This is a genomic window from Acinetobacter sp. ANC 4862, assembly GCF_004336635.1.
Classification (GTDB): Bacteria; Pseudomonadota; Gammaproteobacteria; order Pseudomonadales; family Moraxellaceae; genus Acinetobacter.
The window spans coordinates 76,881-95,927 of sequence record NZ_SJXH01000008.1 but is presented as its reverse complement, the minus strand read 5'-3'; the positions used below and the strand labels follow the sequence as shown (position 1 = coordinate 95,927).

The window sequence follows — 19,047 nt, the reverse complement described above, 5'->3', positions numbered from 1 at the left end:
ACAATAATAACCAAAGTTTTTAAATGGATCTTTAAAAGGACGTCAAACATGATCAAAAAAATTTTAGCCACAATAATACTTTCTTTCACTTTGTCATTCAGTAGCCTGAGTTTTGCCGGCGAGCTTGGGCAGAGTATGAGTACGCTTGTGAAAAACTTTAAAATGTTTAATAAGGCGGAGAATCAGAGCGATGCGCTAAAAGCACTGGATCATATGAAAACTGCAGCTTTAGATGCAAAACAAGTGAAATTAAAAAAACATGATGCAAACGCACCGACCTCAGATACTTTATATGACCAATTGCTGGCAGAGATTGATAAAACCAGAATATTGGTACAGGTAGGTCAATTAGATCAGGCTAAAGTGGAAGGCAAAAAAATTGCTCTGGTGAAAGAACAGGGACATGCAGTTTACAATCCTCACTGATTTTATGCATATTCATCATTCAGAGAAATGAGTGCTGAAAACGTAGCATAAGCTGACAGTTTTTCTATTTTTTTAGTGGCTGCCATAGACGTTGTGTAAAGCTTTCTTCATTTAGCAATATATAAAGACAGCTGAAAAATCAAGATTAAAAAAATGCCAGCCCCATTTCTGAATGGTCTGGCATTGCTAATCACGCGAAAGCTTACAATCAATTTGAAGCCAGATCACTCTGATTTTCTTTCAAATAATCTTCAGTGCGTTGCATCGCTTCCTGAATATTGATTAACGCCGTTTCCACATCTTTTAAAGTTTTGGCATTACCGCCACTTAATGCCTGACGCCATTTACGTGCACCCGGCAAGTTTTGGAATAAACCTAAAATATGACGGGTGATAATGGAAAGTGGGGCACCTTCTTCCATACGTTTGGCAATATACGGCATCATTTGCGCCATAATATCAAAACGGTCAGGTGCTTCCAGATTCCACAGTTGTCCAAGTTCAGCCAATAAATATGGATTGTGATAAGCCTCACGACCAATCATCACACCATCGACATGTTTTAAATGTTGTTGGGTTTCAGCCAAGGTTTTTACACCGCCGTTAATTTCAATCAGTAGGTTGGGACGTTCCTGTTTTAAACGGTAGACATCTTCATAACGTAAAGGTGGAACATCGCGGTTTTCTTTAGGCGATAAACCCTGAAGCAAGGCAATACGGGCATGCACAATAAAGTTGTCACAACCGGTTTTGGCAACAGTATCGACAAAATGCAGCATTTCTTCATACGACTGCATGTCATCAATACCGATTCGGTGTTTGACCGTAACAGGTATATCTACAGCGTTACGCATTTCAGCAATACATTCAGCAACCAGGTCAGGCTCTGCCATTAAGCATGCACCAATTTTATTGTTTTGTACGCGGTCGCTTGGGCAGCCGACATTCAGGTTGACTTCATCGTAGCCCCAGTCTTGAGCCATCTTGGTACAGGTTGCTAAATCCTTTGGATTTGAGCCACCGAGTTGAAGCACAATCGGGTGTTCTTCATTGTTATAGTCCAAATGACGTTCCGCACCACCAAATAAAATGGCACCAGTCGTCACCATTTCGGTGTACATAATGATATTCGGATTAAACAGGCGGGCAAAAAAACGATAGTCACGCGTGGTCCAATCCATCATCGGGGCAACCGAAATGCGAGGCTGTAAAGATTGGAGAGCAGTCATGGCGTAAACCTGAAATGATGAAAAACCGAAGCGCGGATTATACGGGGTTTGATAAAAAATCGACAGTAGCTTGCGGCGATCATTACCTTTACATAAGGCCAGAAAATCAACTATGCGGTCAGCTTAGAATTTGTATGTAATGTAATTTTTTAGTATTTTGGAGATATGACCACAACAGGGAAAATAATATGTTGGTTCTAGAAGAAATATATAGAAGTAGAAAAAATGAATATTCCACGTCTTTTAATTTACGTATCCAGCGCAGTTTAAGCTGGTTTAAAAAAGCCCTGGTGCTTCATGATGATCTTGATATGCAGTTTATTATGGAGTGGGTGGCATTTAATGCATTGTATGCACGGGAGCAAGCGGCCAATCAGCAACAGCAAACCTTAAGACTGTTTCTGAGTTCGATGTACCATAAAGATGCTGATCAAAAAATATTTCGTATCCTTTGGGAGAAAAAACAGCCAACCATTCGATTACTCTTGAGTAACCCTTATCTGGATCAAAGTTTTTGGGACTGGCGTAATCAGAAAATCAGTGAGGAAACATGGCGCTCAGCCTTTGACACGGAACAACAACAGCTCCAGCAAATCCTGCAAAACCATGATTCAGTCAGTTTATTGGTATCCCTGTTTAGCCGCTTAGCGACCTTGCATCAACAGTTAAGTCAAGGCGGAGCGACCTACAATAGCGCCCTTAACCGGAAACAATTAGCGAATGCCTGTAGTGTTTTATCTGTATTGGTGCCGAGCTTTATCCAAATTTTATTGGAAAATGTCGAAAATATAGAGTTCAGTAAACCCTTTTATCCCGTAGCGCAAATGTCTTAAGGCCAATGATTTGAAATAAGTCCCAAGGTAAAAGGCTGTTTCAATTTCATTTTTTTATGAAATAGATGCTGCGCGAGCATGATAACGCATATCGAGTAAAGCAAACAAAGCTGAACAGATCACCAGACTTAGTCCTGTGATACAGGTCATACTCCATCCACCATGCTGCCATGAATAAACACCGAGCGCAGAACCACAGGCACCGCCAATAAAGTACAGGGTCATATAAAGTGAATTGACTCGTGATTTAGCATCCGGGCGTAAACGAAAAATCACGTTCTGGTTACAGCTATGCGTAATCGCCAGGCCAAGATTAATCAGTCCGTAGCCCAGAATATAACTCAGTAAAGACACCGCACCAAAATAAAGAAATAGCCAGCTACTGATCAGGATAGAACAGCCGATCCAGCTCAGTGTTTTGATATGACCACGATCAGCCCATTTACCAATCAGCTGAGTCGAAAGCGCGCCAAACACCCCCACGAGTGTGACCAGACCGACCATGACATCAGAAAGCTGAAAAGGTTTCTGGGTGAGCAGCAGGGCAATGGTAGAGAACAGCATACTCATGGCGGCAAAGGCGAATGCTCCTGTAAGCGAACGCAATATCAGGCGTGGTTCCTGTTTTAATAAGATCGCCATGGATTTAAAAATTGCCGCATAGCTTATTCTCAGACGTGGCAGACTCGGCAATTTATCTCTTAAATAGAAACTTAAGCCCAACATGGCTATGCCACTGACCACATAGATCATTTTCCAGTGAAACAGGTCGGAAAGTAATCCTGCAATACTGGTTGAAAGCAGAATGCCGACCAGTAAACCACTCATCAGGAAGCCGACTACTTCTCCGGTTTTTTCCGGTTTCACCGCCATGGTGGCCAAGGGAATCAGAATCTGTGCAGCGACAGAAAAAAGCCCCGCAATGATGGTTCCAATCCAGAGCATCGGCAGATTTACTGCACTGGCACAAATAAATAAACCTACGGCTGCGCCCAGCATGAGAAAGGGAATGAGTTTGCTTTTATTCAGCATGTCGCCCAAAGGCACAATAAACAGTAAACCCAATGCATAGGAGATCTGGGCAAAGGTGACGGTCAGAGCCACTTGCGATTCAGGAACCTGATAATACTGCTGAATGGATGAAATCAAAGGCTGGCAGTAATAATTTGCCCCCGCACATAAACCACAAGCAATAGCCATTAGCCATAACAAAGATTTATCTTGGCTAATGTCGAGAGAAGTGTTCATAAAAGTCCCTTGCTTGATGTTTTACAGGCAATCAGCGGTTGCTTCATTTCAATGAGCAGACCGAGTATAGCAAGACCTGAGACAGGAATTAGCCGACAAAAAAGTAAAGGCGGTTATTTCCCATGCTATTAATTTTCTGAATTAAAAATGAATGCAGTTCGGAAGCTACGTTTATTTAATTAAAATTTATCAAACGGCCGTATTAACAGTAATTGAATGAATAAGCTTAGTGAGCGAGTTTCTTTTTCGATAAGGTAATCATCATCACCCCCACAATATTCAAGGCACAGCCGAACCATTGAATCGCATTCATTTTTTCACCCAAGAAAAAGGTCGCCAAAATAATGGTTAGAATAGGGCCAATCGAGGCAATCATGGCAGATTGCGAAGCACCTAAGCGCTCAATACTTTGCATCAATAATACGGTTGGTAAAACCGTGACCATAAAGCCCAGTCCAATCCCATACCAGATTACGGAACTGGGTAACTGCGCGAGTAAGCTAATCGGATTCGGGATTGCAATTAAATAATGGCTCAGTGTTCCGATACAGGCAATACTCAGCGCAAGACCGGTGAAATTCCATGAACCGAATTTCTGAATCAGGCGCGGTGTCAATAACAGATAGCTTGCAAATGCCACAGCACTGGCAAAGACCAAACTCGCACCCAACCAGAAATTACTTTGATGCGGAACATTACTCTGTTCCTGTAACATCACGATGACTGTACCGCCATAACTGAGCAAAATCGCAAAAAGACTTTTAAAGCTTAATCGTTGTTTATAGATCACACTTGAAGCCAGAACCGTCATCGTCGGGTATAAAAATAAAATAATCCGTTCCAGTGAGGCACTGATATACATCAGTCCGGCGAAATCCAGCCAGCTTGCAAGATAATAACCAATCAAGCCTGCAAAGATCAGTAAGCCCCAGTCTTGACTGGTAATTTTTTTACTCTGATGTCGATTTAACCAGCAAATGAGAAGGAAAAAAGGCAATGCACTGGCCATTCTTAGCGCCATGAGAACGGTGCCATCAACCAGCGGGGAGAGGGCATAGGCTTGTTTAATAAAAATAGCTTTGGTGCTAAATAAAAAAGCGGCACAAACAGCGAACAATGAACCTAATTGTGTTGTTGTTAGACTCAGTTTCATTTTACCTACTTGGGGCGTACTTTGAGTATGAAAGAGAAAGTATATAAATTTGAATTATAAAGTTTTTAGTTGAGGAGGTGAAATGCAAAAATATGATGCTTAAGATTCCTATTCGGAATGAATCCCTTTTTATGAGTTTCATTTATTTCAAGAAAGGGACGCTAAAATAAAAATAAGTTTTAAGTGAATGGAGAATCTTTTCAAATATTGGATAATGGAAGTGAATGTGCAGTAGAAAAAAAAGATAAAATGTCAAAAATGATGGTCTTAAGCAGTAAAAAATAGTGATATTAATGTGAATGCTTGATATTTGCCCTAATTTGGTGCGAAAAACGGTCGATTAGGTAGAAGCACGATCAAATCATCATCAAGCGAAATGGTCAGCAAAAAAAATTTAACTATTTTTTTGACCTCAGTCGACTTAGGGTGAATAAGATTGGGTGGATAAAAATAACAATTGAAATTGGGAACAATAGAGATCCGATACTATTTACTTTGCCGCTTATTTTTAGAAATGGGCTTTTAAAAAACGGACAAATTTTCTGCTGAATCAGTCTGCTTATAATGTCACTTTAGTCAATCTAATTAAAAGTAGCGATTAAATAGGTTATTTTAGCCCTAAATCGGGGCATCTTTAAGTTAGTGTTTTATTTATGCTAAAAGCTAGAATTGTCAGAATGATCAATTCAAATTTTTTAAATCCTGCTAAAAAATCACCCTCAGCGCTTAAATATAAAAAATTAAAAAGTGTTGCAATGACATTTAAGCGGATAAAAACAATTTTAATTAAAGCGAAACCAATAAATGCTATATCGTATGATTATTTTTATGAATCATCAGTTCAAAATATGGGTATTTATTAAATAAATATTGGGTGGTAATTTAAAAAAGTTCAATTAGAATCCAAAAATTCAACAAAAATGCATCTAGGGGGAAACATTGCTAACCGCAATGTTTACTTAAGAAAAATTAGCTTGAGGAAGGCTCATGCAGATCGGAATCCCAACCGAAACTGTTGTCGGTGAAAATCGCGTGGCAGCAACGCCAGAAACAGTAAAGAAGTTGATCAGTGTTGGTCATACAGTGGTCATTGAACGTAGAGCAGGTGTTAAAGCTGCTTATATTGACAGTGCATATGAACAAGTCGGTGCCAAAATTACGGATGATGCCTATACCGGCAGTCAGATTATTTTGAAAGTTCGTGCGCCTAAAGGTGACGAAATTCAAAAACTTGCTCCAAACACCGCAGTTATTGCGATGTTTGATCCGTACCGCAATACTGAACTTGACCAATTTGCATCCGCGCAGGTGTCTGCATTTGCTTTAGAGCTTTTACCCCGTACGCTTTCCCGCGCACAGAATATGGATGTATTGTCTTCGCAAGCCAACTTGGCTGGTTATAAATCGGTGCTTTTGGCTGCGGCAGAATACCAACGCATGTTCCCAATGCTGATGACTGCTGCAGGTACGGTTAAACCTGCCCGTGTAGTCATCATGGGGGTAGGTGTTGCAGGTTTACAAGCAATTGCAACGGCAAAACGTTTAGGTGCTGTAGTTGAAGCAACCGATTTACGTCCAACAGCTCGAGATCAGGTTGAGTCTTTAGGTGGTAAATGGCTAGACGTGCCAATGTCTGATGAAGAAAAGCAGAAAGCTGCCGATGCTGCTAAAAACGGTTATGGATGGATGCCAGGTGAGCAATACATCAAAGACCAGGCAGCGATTGTCGATAAAGCGGTTTCCAATGCAGACATCGTGATTACCACTGCACTGTTACCAGGCCGTGATGCACCACGTTTAATTCGTGCTGAAACGGTTGCCAAAATGAAACCAGGTTCAATCATCCTTGATATGGCGGTTGAATCAGGCGGTAACGTTGAAGGTTCTAAGTGCGGCGAAAATGTCGTGACCGATAATGGCGTGACCATTTTAGGCATTCCAAATATCCCGGCAACAGTAGCGACTGAAGCTTCGGCATTGTATGCACGTAATGTTTTCAATTTCCTGGAAACTCTTTTTGATCAAGACAAGAACTTTGTCATTAATCCAGAAGAAGAAATTCAAAAAGCGCTACTCGTCGCTCATGGCGGCCAAGTGCTGTTAAAGCGTGGTTAAGGAGATAGATCATGGTTGAAACGATTACAATTTTCGTCCTTGCCATCTTCGTAGGTTACTACGTGGTTTGGGGCGTAACACCCGCTTTACACACACCGCTTATGGCTGTCACCAATGCACTGTCTTCCATTATTGTGGTGGGTGCAATGATTCAAACTGTAGGTTTGCCGGTAATTGGGGTAGAGGCCAACGTGGCTTTCCAAAGCGTGAACATTGTGAGCATTTTGGGTGCTATCGCTGTGTTCTTGGCAAGTATCAACATTTTCGGTGGCTTTGCCGTGACTGCACGTATGCTTGAAATGTTTAAGCCGAAGCAAAAGAAAAAAGAGGGTTCATAAATGGAATTTATTCGAGACTATGCGGATTGGTTCTACTTGGTAGGCGCCGTTCTTTTTATCTTAACGCTTCGTGGTTTGTCTGGTCCTAAGACCGCGATTAAAGGTAACCGTTACGGCATGATCGCGATGGCGATTGCTGTGATTACTACTTTCTTTGTGGCTGAACATCCTGTGGTCTGGATGATTATCGGTGCAATGGTACTCGGTGGTGTAGTTGGTATTGCACGTGCACGTACTGTTCCGATGACGCAGATGCCTGAAACTGTTGCACTGATGCACTCATTGGTCGGTTTGGCGGCTGTTTTAATTGCAATTGCTGCCATTCTGCATAACAACCAGTTAACTGCATTATTTACACAAAATGAAGCGGCTTTGACTGCTGCAGGTGTTCAACATGCACACATGAGCAAAGTTCATTTATTTGAATTGTTTGTGGGTTGTTTTGTGGGGGCGATTACCTTCACTGCCTCTGTATTTGCTTATGGCAAATTGGCTGCAAAAAAATGGGCAAAAACGATTTCAGGTGCATGGGTTAAACCAGTACAAGCGATCATTTTCCTTGCGATGTTAGCGTCTGGCTTCGTGTTCTTCTCAACCGGCAATATGCAAGCTTTCTGGGCAATGACAGCTCTGGCACTGGTATTTGGCTGGGTATGGATTGCACCAGTCGGTGGCGGTGATATGCCAGTTGTGGTATCGCTATTGAACTCATTCTCGGGTTGGGCAGCAGCAGGTATTGGTTTCACTTTAGAAAATAATATGTTGATTGTTGCAGGCTCGCTGGTGGGTTCATCAGGTGCGATTCTGTCTTACATTATGTGTAAAGCAATGAACCGTTCGATCATCAATGTTTTGTTTGGTGGTGCGATGGGCGGTACAGCAGTTGCAGCAACAGATAATGGTGAGAAAGTTCAGCGTAACCACCGTTCTGGTTCAGCGGATGACGCCGGCTTCTTGATGTCAAATGCGGACAGCGTTGTGATTGTACCGGGTTATGGTATGGCGCAAGGTCGTGCACAAAATGCAGTAAAAGAACTGTGTGAAATTCTGAAAGAGCAAGGTGTGAAAGTCCGTTTTGCGATTCACCCAGTGGCAGGTCGTATGCCGGGTCATATGAATGTACTGCTTGCAGAAGCGGATGTAGCGTATGACGACATTCTGGAGATGGATGAAATCAACACAGATTTCCCTGCAACTGACGTGGTTTTAGTGATTGGTGCAAATGACGTGGTTAATCCTGCGGCAAAAGATGATCCAACGTCACCAATTTACGGTATGCCGATTTTGGAAGCACATAAGGCGCGTACCATCATGGTGATCAAGCGTTCAATGGCAACAGGTTATGCAGGTCTGGACAATGACTTGTTCTATAATGAGAAGACCATGATGATCTTTGGTGATGCCAAGAAAGTAGTTGAAGATATGACCAAGGCGATTAATGGCGGCGGTCACTAAACATCGAATTTGTATCATAATAAAAAACCACCTTCGGGTGGTTTTTTGTTTGGCGAAAACTTATATTAAAAATGCCAGATAACTTCCTATTTTTATGTGAGTTTATGTAGGTCTCATTTAAAGTGCAGGGATGCTATTTATGGTGATAGAAAATGCAACATTTAATCCACAAAATATAATCAAAATAAAGAAAAAAAGTTGTCAAAATGGTTATGCTGCTTTGGTTATACGGTGAATGTGCCGTGCCATATAACAGTAGTATAGTGTAGTTAGGCGCGGTTAGTTCTCAGTTCGGTGTTCTTATACACGAATATGGAATTTTGTATTTCATCCGAAACATAGCTATAAGCGCCAACGCGAGGCTAGACTTATATATCATGGGTTCATAAGTTGGGATAACTGGCCCATCGCTAGTGTAAACGGCATGAATCAAGCAACATTTTCGTATCCGCACACTCCCGCATGGTCATAAGTCAGGTGTGTCAATCATTTGAAAGAGGTGACTTATGTTGTTTATTGTCAAGTGGAGAACCGGTCCGGCAAATCGTAATGCAGCGATAGAGCGCTTTCTGAAGACGGGAGGAAAACCGCCTGAAGGAGTAAAAATGCTGGGAAGATGGTTTGCTATAGCACAGCAATCTGGCTTTGCAGTCGTTGAAGCGTACGATGCATTGTTGATACAACAGTGGGCGCTAGAGTGGAACGACCTTCTTGCTATGGAAGTTTACCCTATTTTAACTGACGAGCAAGTCGGTCCACTTATGGCTGCTGCGCTCGGGAAGAAGTAGTAAGTACAGTCCACAAGACGCTTCCATTGGAGGTCTCACTACCTCATCATAGTGTTAAAATTTCCGATGAGCTTGGGCATTAACCTAGAATAATCGGGACAGTTGTGAGCCATTCAGGAAGGAGGGCGTGCCAATGATTGATCTGATGATGTAGGGTTAAGAAATAAAAAAGCGACCTTATGGTCGCTTTTTCTTGCTTTAAGCAGATTCTGGAGTAGCACGCCATAAGCTTTCAAGGTCGTAAAATTTACGCGCTGTTGGAAGCATAACGTGGACAACCACAAAACCAAGATCGATTAAGATCCATTCCGCATCACGTTCACCTTCAACGCCGATCGGGCGGAAACCCGCTTTACGTGCTTCTTCAGCAACATTATCTGCGAGGGCTTTAATGTGACGGGTTGATGTACCGCTAGCAATGACCATATAGTCTGCTACATTGCTAATCGCGCTAACATCAAGTTCAAGAATATCTTTTGCTTTTACATCTGATAGGGCTTCATGTACAACTTTTAAGCAAGCTTGTACATCTTTAGCTTGAGAATTCATTGCTAGATCGAGAGAATTAGAAGCGCTGGGCGATGGTTCTAAATTCATAAAGGGTTTTATTTCCGGACAATAACTCATCGTGTAATATAGCGGTTTTAGTGCCAAATTTCAATTCTGTTCATAATTTAACTTTGCGGATTTTTTACAAAATATTTATCTTTCCATGCAAAAGAATGCTTGGAGTGCGCCTGTGGGCGATATTCTGCGGCTGTATAGCCTGTATATGCACTTTGATTAAGCCATTGAAATATCTCTGCAAAATTGATTTGTGCAGTATCGGGTTCATGGCGTCCCGGGCAGTCAGCAAATTGAATATGACCAATATCGTCAATATTTTCTTTTAAGGCTTCAAATATATCTTCACCCATCATCGCCATGTGATAACAGTCATATTGCATTTTCAGGGCAGGGTTTTGCACGGCTTCAAGCATTTCTTGTGCTTGAGCAATGTTCTGAACCAGAAAGCGCGGCATATCTGTGCCATTAATCATTTCAAACACCGGCTGAATCTGATGTTCGCTCAGCATAGAGCAGGCAAGTTTCAAATTTTTTGCCAAGGTATTTAAGCAAGGCAGTAGATCTGCATCGACTGGTTGCTTGCCCGCTAAAATGTTCACACTCGGCACATTTAATGCTGTGGCATATTGAATGGCTTTTTCTAGACCGCGATGAAATTCAAGTTCCATCCCCGGGACACCGGCAAGACCATTACCACCTTGCATTAAATCACCCGCAGGTACATTGATCAGGCAAAGAGTTAAGTCATGAATGGTCAGCTGGGTTTGAATTTGTTCAATGCTGAGTTCATAGGGAAACTGAATTTCCACATGCTGAAAACCCTGTGCACGCGCTAGAGCAAAGCGCTCAATCAAAGGCACTTCAGTAAAAATCATCGATAAATTTACAGCCAGCTTAATCATGCCCTTACTCCTTGCTTGTTAGAAAATGAGATGCTTAAGATTCAACCTGTTGAATCACAGTGGCAAGATCAGCTTCAGCATAGCCTTTATTTTGGTGGGTTTTCAATTGTGATAGTGCTTGTTTTGCAACAGGAATATTTAAATTAAATTGTTCAGCCAGCTGGACTGCATTATTTAAGTCTTTGGACAAGGTTTGAACTTTCCATTGCACTGGTTCAAAAGTATGGGTCGCCATACGCGGGGTTAAAATCTGGAAAGGTTTCGAGTCGGCAAAACCACCGGCAAGCGCAGGGGCGAGTAAAGTGGTATCAACGCCTGCTTGAGCAGCCAATGCGACAGCTTCAGCAATTAAAGTACTGTTGGCAGCCACAATCAGTTGATTGCAAATTTTGGTTGCTTGTCCGGTGCCAGTTTCACCCATACGAGTGACACGTTGTGAAAGTACATTATAAATCAGCGATAAATCTTGGATGGTTTGCAGGTCACCACCAGCAAAAATCACCAAGGTTCCCTGTTCAGCACCCGCTGTTCCACCCGAAACCGGGGAATCAATCCACTGTACTTGGCGAGTTTGGGCTTGTTGTGCCAAGGTCTTGGTTTTATCCACAGATAAACTTGAGAAATCCACAATCACTTGTCCTGCTTGTAACTGGTTCTGAATTTGATCGTAGACCGCTTGCACTGCGGCATCATCTGCCAGACAGGTCAAAATAACAGGATATTGTCCAATGTCTTGCACGTCTAAGGCAGTCGCGCCCATATCAATCAGTACATCACAGGCGGATGCTGTGCGGTTCCAGATCGCGACTTCAAAACCGGCTTGAATCAGTCGGGTGGCCATACGGCTGCCCATCAGTCCCATGCCTAAAAATGCAATTTTTGTATTACGATCAAAACTCATGTGTTTTTCTCTGCACAATCCTGTTATCTGGATATTTTACTTATATTGGCGTGGTAAAAACTGAACTTCCGGGTTCTTGTCTTTTTTACGCGCCAATTTACTGTTTTTACCTAATAGTAATTTTAGTTGCCAAATTTTCTCTAGGCGTAAAGATTTTTTTGGTTCATGTTCCATGGCATCGAGTACGCGTTTGGCTGCGGTGAGAGCATCAGGAGAACGTTGCAACATTTCTTCTGCAAGGGCTTGGGCTTTGCTGATTGGTGATTCATCCAGATGTGTCACCAGACCAATGTCTTTGGCATAATTGGCATCGAAAATACGTCCAGTCAAGGTCAACTCTTTGGCAAGGTCGACATTAATAATGCCTTTGATTGATCGGGTCAGCCCCATGTCTGGAACCAGTCCCCAGCGGCTTTCCATAATCGACATTTTGGTATCCGGATGTGCAATCCGAATATCCGCAGCCAGTGCCAATTGCATGCCAGCACCCAAGCAATAACCTTCAATTGCAGCAATGACCGGTACAGGAAGCTCCTGCCAAATTAGAAAGGCTTTCTGGAATAGGCTTTGTCCCGGTTTAATCAGTTCCCATGCAGCGTAAGCCGTATTTTTCGGTGCGTTTAAATCGGCAAGGTCAATCCCGGCACTAAACACATGTGCTTCGCCAGTTAAAATGACACAGCGAATCGAGCGGTCTTTTTTAATTTGATTGGCTGCATTGACCAGTTCGCGTAACAAAGCAAAGCTCATGGCATTGCGTTTTTCGGGACGGTTTAAAGAAACGGTTGCGATGCCCTTATTTTTTTCTATGCGAAGTAACGCCATGTTGTATAGACCTGTAATTTTTTCCATTGTTTTGAGCATAACACGGGCATTTCTCTGATACATGCCGCGATACATGACAGCAGAGTCACATCTAAAGATGGACGCTACTGTCACAATTCGAATAAGACCGCGTTAAGTATTTTGTTGGTTTAAAATTTGCTGAGATGCTTGTTCAACTTGCTGAATCACTGACTGTAATTCATCAAAACGTTTTAGGGTTTCCTGAATAAAAGTGTCGTCGGCTTTACGACGTTCTTTGCGTAAAGAGGAAACAAACTGCTCAAATCCACCAGTTGCTTCTTGTAGAGTAGGTGCACCAACGTAGCGGGTTGCGCCATATAAACGATGCAGTACATGTTCCAGTTGTGGGAAATCTTCCATTTCAATCAACTGCTGCATTTCAGCGAGTTCTGTGGCGAAACTGTCGACCAGCATTTTAAGCAGATCGATCGCCAGATCTTCTTTGTTGGCCGCCAGTTGCAAGCTTTGTTGCCAATCTAAAATATTTGGATCGAGCGCTTCAATCAGAATGGCTTTTTCTACACTTTTAGCCTTTTTAAAGCTTTCCGAAGTCCAGTGGGTAAGAATCTGAATAATCTGATCCATTTGAATTGGTTTGGTGACATAATCATCCATACCCACCTGCAACAGTTTTTGTTTCTCATCTGCCAATGCATGCGCCGTCAGGGCAATAATCGGCAGGCGTTTATGGTTTTCTAAAGTCGACTCTAGGGACCGGATGGCGCGAGTCGTATCTACTCCGGACATCACCGGCATCTGAATATCCATAAACACCACATCAAATGTAGGCAGATCTTTTTCAATCCGATTCTGAATGATTTCTAGGGCTTCTTGACCGCTTAATGCCTTGGTGGTCTTGACATTGAGTTCGGCCAAAAGGGCTTCTAAAACAATCAGATTCGGTAAATGGTCATCGACAGCGAGGACATGCAGACCTTGTCCATTAAATTCTTCATGTACATCTTGATCGAAAATCGGCTGATTGCTGAGTAGCTGAATCAACGCACTACGACTCAACGGTTGATAGAGTGGGCGGGCACGATACTCGTTCAGCATGTTTGGATCGAGCGACATTTGATAACCGTAAACTGCAATGTTGCCATGATAACGGTTACGAATTTCTTTCAATAAGGCTTCGCTATCGCCACTATGATCCACAATCAGCCAGGTATTTTCATCGTTATTCGAGAATTTATTCAGCTGACTGAACAAATCCAGAATCGAGCTGGTTTCGACATGATGCACATCATAATTTTCAAGATAATGACGCAAGATATTGGCAGTCGCAGGATGGGCTAAATAAGACACCACCTGCATGTTATTGAAGTGTGGATGAACAATTTCAATTTCGTCATTCACAGCAAACATGGCGGTAAACCAGAAGGTGGAACCTTTTTCGGTTGGTGCACGTTCCTGGTTATCTTCAAAGCCAATTTGACCTTGCATTAAATGCACCAGCTGTTTGGAAATCGCCAAGCCGAGTCCTGTTCCACCAAATTGACGGGTCACTGAAGCATCGCCTTGCGAGAAGGATTCAAACAGTTTTTTACGGTCTGTACCACTGAGACCAATCCCGCTGTCTTGCACGCTAAAGTGCAATAAACATTGTCCAATATCGTCGTGTTCCATACGGGCACGGACAATAATTTCACCATCCGGGGTGAATTTAATCGCGTTGGAAATCAGGTTGGTCAGAATCTGCTTGAAGCGCAGGGCATCACCAATGACTTGCGTTGGTACATTGTCGGCATAATAAAATGCCATATCAATATGTTTTTGTGCCGCCAAAGGCGAGAGCATATCCATGACATCGAAAATGGCTTCTTCCAGATCAAACGGTGCGGTTTCCAGTTCCAGTTTGCCGGCATCAATTTTCGAGAAATCCAGTACATCGTTAATCAGAGCCAAAAGATGGGCAGATGATTTACGGATGGTTTGCAAATACAGGTTTTGCTCATTGCTCAAGTTGCCTTGACGCAGCAATAAATGAATAAAGCCATCAATACTATTTAATGGTGTGCGTAATTCATGGCTGATATTGGCCAAGAAGACCGATTTGGACTGGTTAGCTGAAATTGCCTGGTCTCGTGCTTGACGATAGGTAATGTTTTGCACTTCTAAAGTATCTAAGGTACGACGTAAATCGTCTTCAGTTTGTTCGGTATGTTCTTTCAGTTCTAAAAAGCTAAAGTGCAGGCGTTTGACTACATTGGCAATGTCGCGCTGGAGCAAACGTAATTCACCAGTACTGTTAATCACCATGTGCTGATCCAGGGTATCGGCATTTAAACGCTGCAATTGCATCCGGATCTCGTACATCGGGGCAATCCAGCGCCGCGAATAGAAATTCAAGCACAATAAAAGTAGCAATAAAGTCAATAAGCCGGTTGCAATCAGCACCACCATGACCCGATAACGCGCAATTTCAAGCGGTTGGTTATCCAGCTCAATCACCAGTCTGGCCGGGTTATCCGTATGTTCATTAATTTTTAAGGCATAAATATTATTATCATGATGCAGAATAGGACCGACAAAAGCGGCGTTTGAGTCAATCTTTGGCCAAGGTTCCTGATCCTGATAACCAATACTTAAACGGTTTCTACCATCTTCATCAATAATGGCGGCACGAATTAAATATTTTTCATTCAGCATGACCTGCATGGCATTACGTGCCTGATCATACTGCCATGGATAACTACTTAATAAGTCGATTGCTGCTTCTGAGGTGAGCTGATAACGGGTCACAATGGCAATTGCCATTTGACGTTGTTGTGCACGTGATGCATTGGAGGTCTCGGATAAAACCAGCAATGCCCCGACACATGCCAAAATCATAATCGGCACAAAAATCAGTGCAATGAGTTGTCCATAAGCATGATTTAAGTGTAGACGTTTAAATAACTTTTTATTGATATTTGACATGGTTAAAGCAGTTTATTTTCTATGCTCGGAATATTAGCATGCTTTATTTAAAACTGACTGCGCTTTAATCACTTTCAATAAAAAGCCTGCTAAATGGGTGCAGGAAGGAGCATTTTTTCATACAATAGGCGCACCTCGATATAGGTACAAATAATGAGTAATACCACCCCTGATTTTCAAGCAGACGAATTTTTGTTAGACCACTACGTAGGTAAAACGCCTCTAGTGCGTTTGCAACGTCTAGCAAGTCACACTCAAGCAACAGTATTGGCTAAACTTGAAGGAAATAATCCTGCAGGTTCGGTAAAAGACCGTCCAGCGTATAACATGATTATGCAGGCTGAAAAACGTGGTCAAATTAAACCCGGCGATACGTTAATTGAAGCGACAAGCGGAAATACAGGGATTGCCTTGGCCATGGTTGCAGCAATGCGTGGCTATAAAATGAAATTGATTATGCCAGCAGGTTCAAGTCAGGAACGCAAAGATGCGATGCGTGCTTATGGGGCTGAACTGATTGAATCTTCAAGCATGGAAGAAGCGCGTGATATGGCGCTGCAAATGGAAAAAGAAGGGAAAGGACTGGTCTTGAACCAGTTTGGTAATCCGGATAATGTTGAAGCCCATTACCTCACCACGGGTCCGGAAATCTGGCAGCAAACAGGTGGTAAAATTACTCATTTCGTCAGTTCCATGGGAACGACAGGCACGATTATGGGAATTTCCAAATATCTAAAAGAACAAAATCCTGATATTCAGATTGTCGGCTTGCAACCTTCTGAAGGTTCAAATATTGCAGGTATCCGTCGTTGGCCCCAAGAATATCTTCCGACTATTTTTGACCCTAAACGAGTTGACCGCATTATGGATATTCCGCAAATTGAAGCGGAAAAAACCGCACGTCAATTGGCGCGCAAAGAAGGCATTAGTGCCGGTACATCTTCCGGTGGTGCAGTTTGGGCATCAATCAAACTGGCTGAAGAAAATCCGGGTGCAGTGATTGTATGTATCATCTGTGACCGTGGTGACCGTTATCTTTCTACAGGTTTGTTTTCTGTACAAGACCCAGAATAAATCTGCAATTTTTGTGAGTTAAAATGCGCTTACCCGTTTTAGTTTTCGATATAGAAACCCTGACCGATTTAAAATCGGGAGCGCATTTGTATGGTCTGGATTTGCCAGAAGCAGATCTGGAACAGGCGTTGATTAAATTGCGCCGTCAAGAGTCGGGCATAGACTTTCAACGCATGGCCTTGCATGAAATTGTCTGTATTTCTGGCTTATGGCTTGATGAGCAAGGCGGCATGAAAATGTTCTCGTTTAGCCGGGAGCAGAATACTGAAGCGGAAATTTTAAAGAAATTTCTCTCGATTTTTGACAAGCGTCATCCGACTTTAGTTAGCTGGAATGGCTCACAATTTGATTTGCCGGTGATCCTGTTTCGCGCCATGTATCATGGTTTATCTGCACCAAGTTTATTCGATCAGGGCGAAATTGATCAGCAAAAGCGCTATAATAACTACCAGAATCGTTATCACCATCGTCATGTCGATTTGATGGATGTGATCGCGATGTTCAATGGTCGTCAATTTCAAAAGTTAGATGATGTTGCACATTTACTCGGTTATCCGGGTAAGCGTGGTGATGGCGCCTACCATGTTACTGAATATGTACGTCAGCAAGAATGGCAAAAACTCACCAGTTATTGCGAAGGTGATGTGCTCAATACCTGGTTGATTTACCTGCGTTGGTCATTGTTAAAAGGCCAGCTTTTACTCAATGATTATCGTGATGCAGTTCAGCGCACCATCCAGTTTTTATCGACTCAACCTCAACATGCAGATTTTTTAGCAGTATGGCGTGAAACCTCACAACGTACTGAATTTACCGCTACAGACTTTTTATCTCCCACACTCTAGGTATTCATGAAACATAGAACTAAGCCACGTCCAGCTCAACAGCCGATTTACACTTTTCAGGTTGAGTCACTTTCACACGAAGGACGGGGGATAGCGCACTATGGAACACATCCTGATCATCCAAGTGAGAAGCAGGGTAAAAAAGTATTTATCAGTTATGCCTTGCCTGGTGAGACTGTTAAAGCGCAAATTACCAATGTGGCAAAACGTTTAGAGGAAGCAGACAGTATTGAGCTGTTAAGCGCACCTGCTGCAACACGTATTGAACCGAAATGTCCACATTTTACTGTGTGTGGCGGTTGTAATATGCAGCACATTCAGCAAGATGAACAAATTCGCTTAAAACAAGAGGTTCTAAAATCGCATTTAGAACATTTTGCCGGAATCCAACCTGAACAATGGTTAGAGCCATTACGTTCGCAACGTGAAGACTACCGTCGTAAAGCCCGTATTGGAGTACGCTATATTCCAAATCAAGACAAACTGGTGGTGGGTTTCCGTGAACGTCAAAGTAATAAATTGATTTCCATCGACCGCTGTATGGTGCTTGATCGTGAATTTGGATCGATTACAGCGCTAAAACAGTTACTCGAAAGTCTAAAAGCCAAAGCCGCCATTGGTCATATAGAATTGGCCATGGGTGATGAAAATATTGCACTGGTGGTTCGTCATATTGAAAAATTATCAGCAGATGATGTCAACCAATTAAAACAGTTTACGTTAAACAAACAGTGGCAATTGTATTTACAGCCCGCCGGTGCAGACAGTTTGCACCGTGTGGATGATCCAGCTGCTGCAATGCGTTTGCATTATGCTGTGGAGGAATTTGACGTGAAATTTGGCTTTAATCCGCTCGATTTTACTCAAGTGAATTCAACGATTAATCCGCAAATGCTGAAGCTGGCATGTGATTTGCTTCAGTTGCAGCAAGGTGAACGCGTTCTGGACTTGTTTTGTGGTCTAGGAAACTTTTCTTTACCTCTTGCTCGCTGTGTCGGTGAAACAGGGCAAGTGGTGGCTGTTGAAGGAAGTGAAGAAATGGTTCAGCGTGGTGCAGAAAATGCTAAAAACAATGCGATGACTCACGTACATTTTTATTCACAAGACTTAACAAAAGATTTTTCGCATCATTCTTGGGCAAAACAGGGATTTGATGCATTATTGATTGATCCTCCACGCTCAGGAGCGGAGGAAATAATGTATTATGTGCCCAAATTTGGTGCAAAAAGAATCGTTTATGTATCATGTAATCCTGCCACATTGGCGCGAGATGCGGGTGTGCTGGCGAAACATGGTTATCGATTAAAAAAAGCTGGGGTGATGGATATGTTTACCCATACGGGACATGTTGAATCTATTGCCTTATTCGAAAAATACAATGAAATAAACGATTTATAAGATGAAGT

17 protein-coding genes are annotated in these 19,047 nt (G+C 42.5%); 9 read left to right on the top strand and 8 right to left on the bottom strand.

Translation table 11 applies throughout. The features are described from left to right. Window positions 1-48 precede the first annotated feature (48 nt). Entirely contained in the window at window positions 49-426 is a 378-nt protein-coding gene (locus E0409_RS05615) for a cytochrome b562 (RefSeq protein WP_131288691.1), read from the top strand. Between the two features lie 208 nt (window positions 427-634). Here E0409_RS05615 and dusA read toward each other — a convergent pair whose 3' ends face one another. Next, complete coding sequence (gene dusA / locus E0409_RS05610) at window positions 635-1,654, bottom strand: tRNA dihydrouridine(20/20a) synthase DusA (RefSeq protein ID WP_131288689.1); 1,020 nt, start codon at window positions 1,652-1,654, stop codon at window positions 635-637. Between the two features lie 188 nt (window positions 1,655-1,842). On the opposite strand from dusA, the gene E0409_RS05605 reads away from it, so the two are divergent. Further along, the gene (locus tag E0409_RS05605) at window positions 1,843-2,487 is read left to right on the top strand and encodes a hypothetical protein (RefSeq protein ID WP_131288687.1); all 645 of its coding nucleotides are present in this window, start codon (window positions 1,843-1,845) and stop codon (window positions 2,485-2,487) included. A 54-nt stretch (window positions 2,488-2,541) separates the two neighbouring features. On the opposite strand, the gene E0409_RS05600 is transcribed toward E0409_RS05605, so the two are convergent. Then, window positions 2,542-3,735, bottom strand: a complete 1,194-nt coding sequence (locus tag E0409_RS05600) for an MFS transporter (RefSeq protein ID WP_131288685.1) — start codon at window positions 3,733-3,735, stop codon at window positions 2,542-2,544. 226 nt (window positions 3,736-3,961) lie between these two features. Then, on the bottom strand, window positions 3,962-4,888 hold the full coding sequence (locus E0409_RS05595) for a DMT family transporter (protein WP_131288683.1): 927 nt from the start codon (window positions 4,886-4,888) through the stop codon (window positions 3,962-3,964). Between the two features lie 987 nt (window positions 4,889-5,875). Here E0409_RS05595 and E0409_RS05585 point away from each other — a divergent pair. The 4 genes from E0409_RS05585 to E0409_RS05570 all read left to right on the top strand — a co-directional run bounded on the left by E0409_RS05585 (window position 5,876) and on the right by E0409_RS05570 (window position 9,584). Then, window positions 5,876-7,003: a Re/Si-specific NAD(P)(+) transhydrogenase subunit alpha gene (locus E0409_RS05585; RefSeq protein WP_131288681.1), complete on the top strand. Its 1,128-nt coding sequence runs from the start codon at window positions 5,876-5,878 to the stop codon at window positions 7,001-7,003. Between the two features lie 11 nt (window positions 7,004-7,014). Next, entirely contained in the window at window positions 7,015-7,341 is a 327-nt protein-coding gene (locus tag E0409_RS05580) for a proton-translocating transhydrogenase family protein (RefSeq protein ID WP_131288679.1), read from the top strand. Then, entirely contained in the window at window positions 7,342-8,796 is a 1,455-nt protein-coding gene (locus E0409_RS05575) for an NAD(P)(+) transhydrogenase (Re/Si-specific) subunit beta (protein WP_131288677.1), read from the top strand. A gap of 506 nt (window positions 8,797-9,302) precedes the next feature. After that, window positions 9,303-9,584, top strand: a complete 282-nt coding sequence (locus E0409_RS05570) for a DUF3303 domain-containing protein (protein WP_131288671.1) — start codon at window positions 9,303-9,305, stop codon at window positions 9,582-9,584. A gap of 198 nt (window positions 9,585-9,782) precedes the next feature. Here E0409_RS05570 and rsfS read toward each other — a convergent pair whose 3' ends face one another. The 5 genes from rsfS to E0409_RS05545 all read right to left on the bottom strand — a co-directional run bounded on the left by rsfS (window position 9,783) and on the right by E0409_RS05545 (window position 15,722). After that, complete coding sequence (gene rsfS / locus E0409_RS05565) at window positions 9,783-10,181, bottom strand: ribosome silencing factor (protein ID WP_131288669.1); 399 nt, start codon at window positions 10,179-10,181, stop codon at window positions 9,783-9,785. Window positions 10,182-10,258: 77 nt separating this feature from the next. After that, window positions 10,259-11,053, bottom strand: a complete 795-nt coding sequence (locus E0409_RS05560; protein WP_131288666.1) for a hydroxypyruvate isomerase family protein — start codon at window positions 11,051-11,053, stop codon at window positions 10,259-10,261. Between the two features lie 34 nt (window positions 11,054-11,087). Beyond that, window positions 11,088-11,954, bottom strand: a complete 867-nt coding sequence (locus E0409_RS05555; RefSeq protein WP_131288664.1) for an NAD(P)-dependent oxidoreductase — start codon at window positions 11,952-11,954, stop codon at window positions 11,088-11,090. 36 nt (window positions 11,955-11,990) lie between these two features. Then, window positions 11,991-12,779 carry a crotonase/enoyl-CoA hydratase family protein gene (locus tag E0409_RS05550; protein WP_131288726.1) on the bottom strand — a complete coding sequence of 263 codons (789 nt, stop codon included), beginning with the start codon at window positions 12,777-12,779 and terminating at the stop codon, window positions 11,991-11,993. 132 nt (window positions 12,780-12,911) lie between these two features. Then, window positions 12,912-15,722, bottom strand: coding sequence for a GacS-like sensor histidine kinase (locus E0409_RS05545; protein WP_131288662.1), 2,811 nt, complete (start codon window positions 15,720-15,722; stop codon window positions 12,912-12,914). A 153-nt stretch (window positions 15,723-15,875) separates the two neighbouring features. Between E0409_RS05545 and cysM the strand changes: the two genes are divergently transcribed. From cysM to rlmD, 3 genes are read left to right on the top strand one after another with little or no spacing between them, the layout of a single operon-like run. Then, a complete protein-coding gene (gene cysM / locus E0409_RS05540; RefSeq protein ID WP_131288660.1) occupies window positions 15,876-16,796 on the top strand; it encodes a cysteine synthase CysM in 921 nt (306 codons plus the stop codon). 23 nt (window positions 16,797-16,819) lie between these two features. Next, complete coding sequence (locus tag E0409_RS05535) at window positions 16,820-17,641, top strand: 3'-5' exonuclease (protein WP_131288658.1); 822 nt, start codon at window positions 16,820-16,822, stop codon at window positions 17,639-17,641. 6 nt (window positions 17,642-17,647) lie between these two features. After that, window positions 17,648-19,039 carry a 23S rRNA (uracil(1939)-C(5))-methyltransferase RlmD gene (gene rlmD / locus E0409_RS05530; RefSeq protein ID WP_131288655.1) on the top strand — a complete coding sequence of 464 codons (1,392 nt, stop codon included), beginning with the start codon at window positions 17,648-17,650 and terminating at the stop codon, window positions 19,037-19,039. Window positions 19,040-19,047 lie beyond the last annotated feature (8 nt).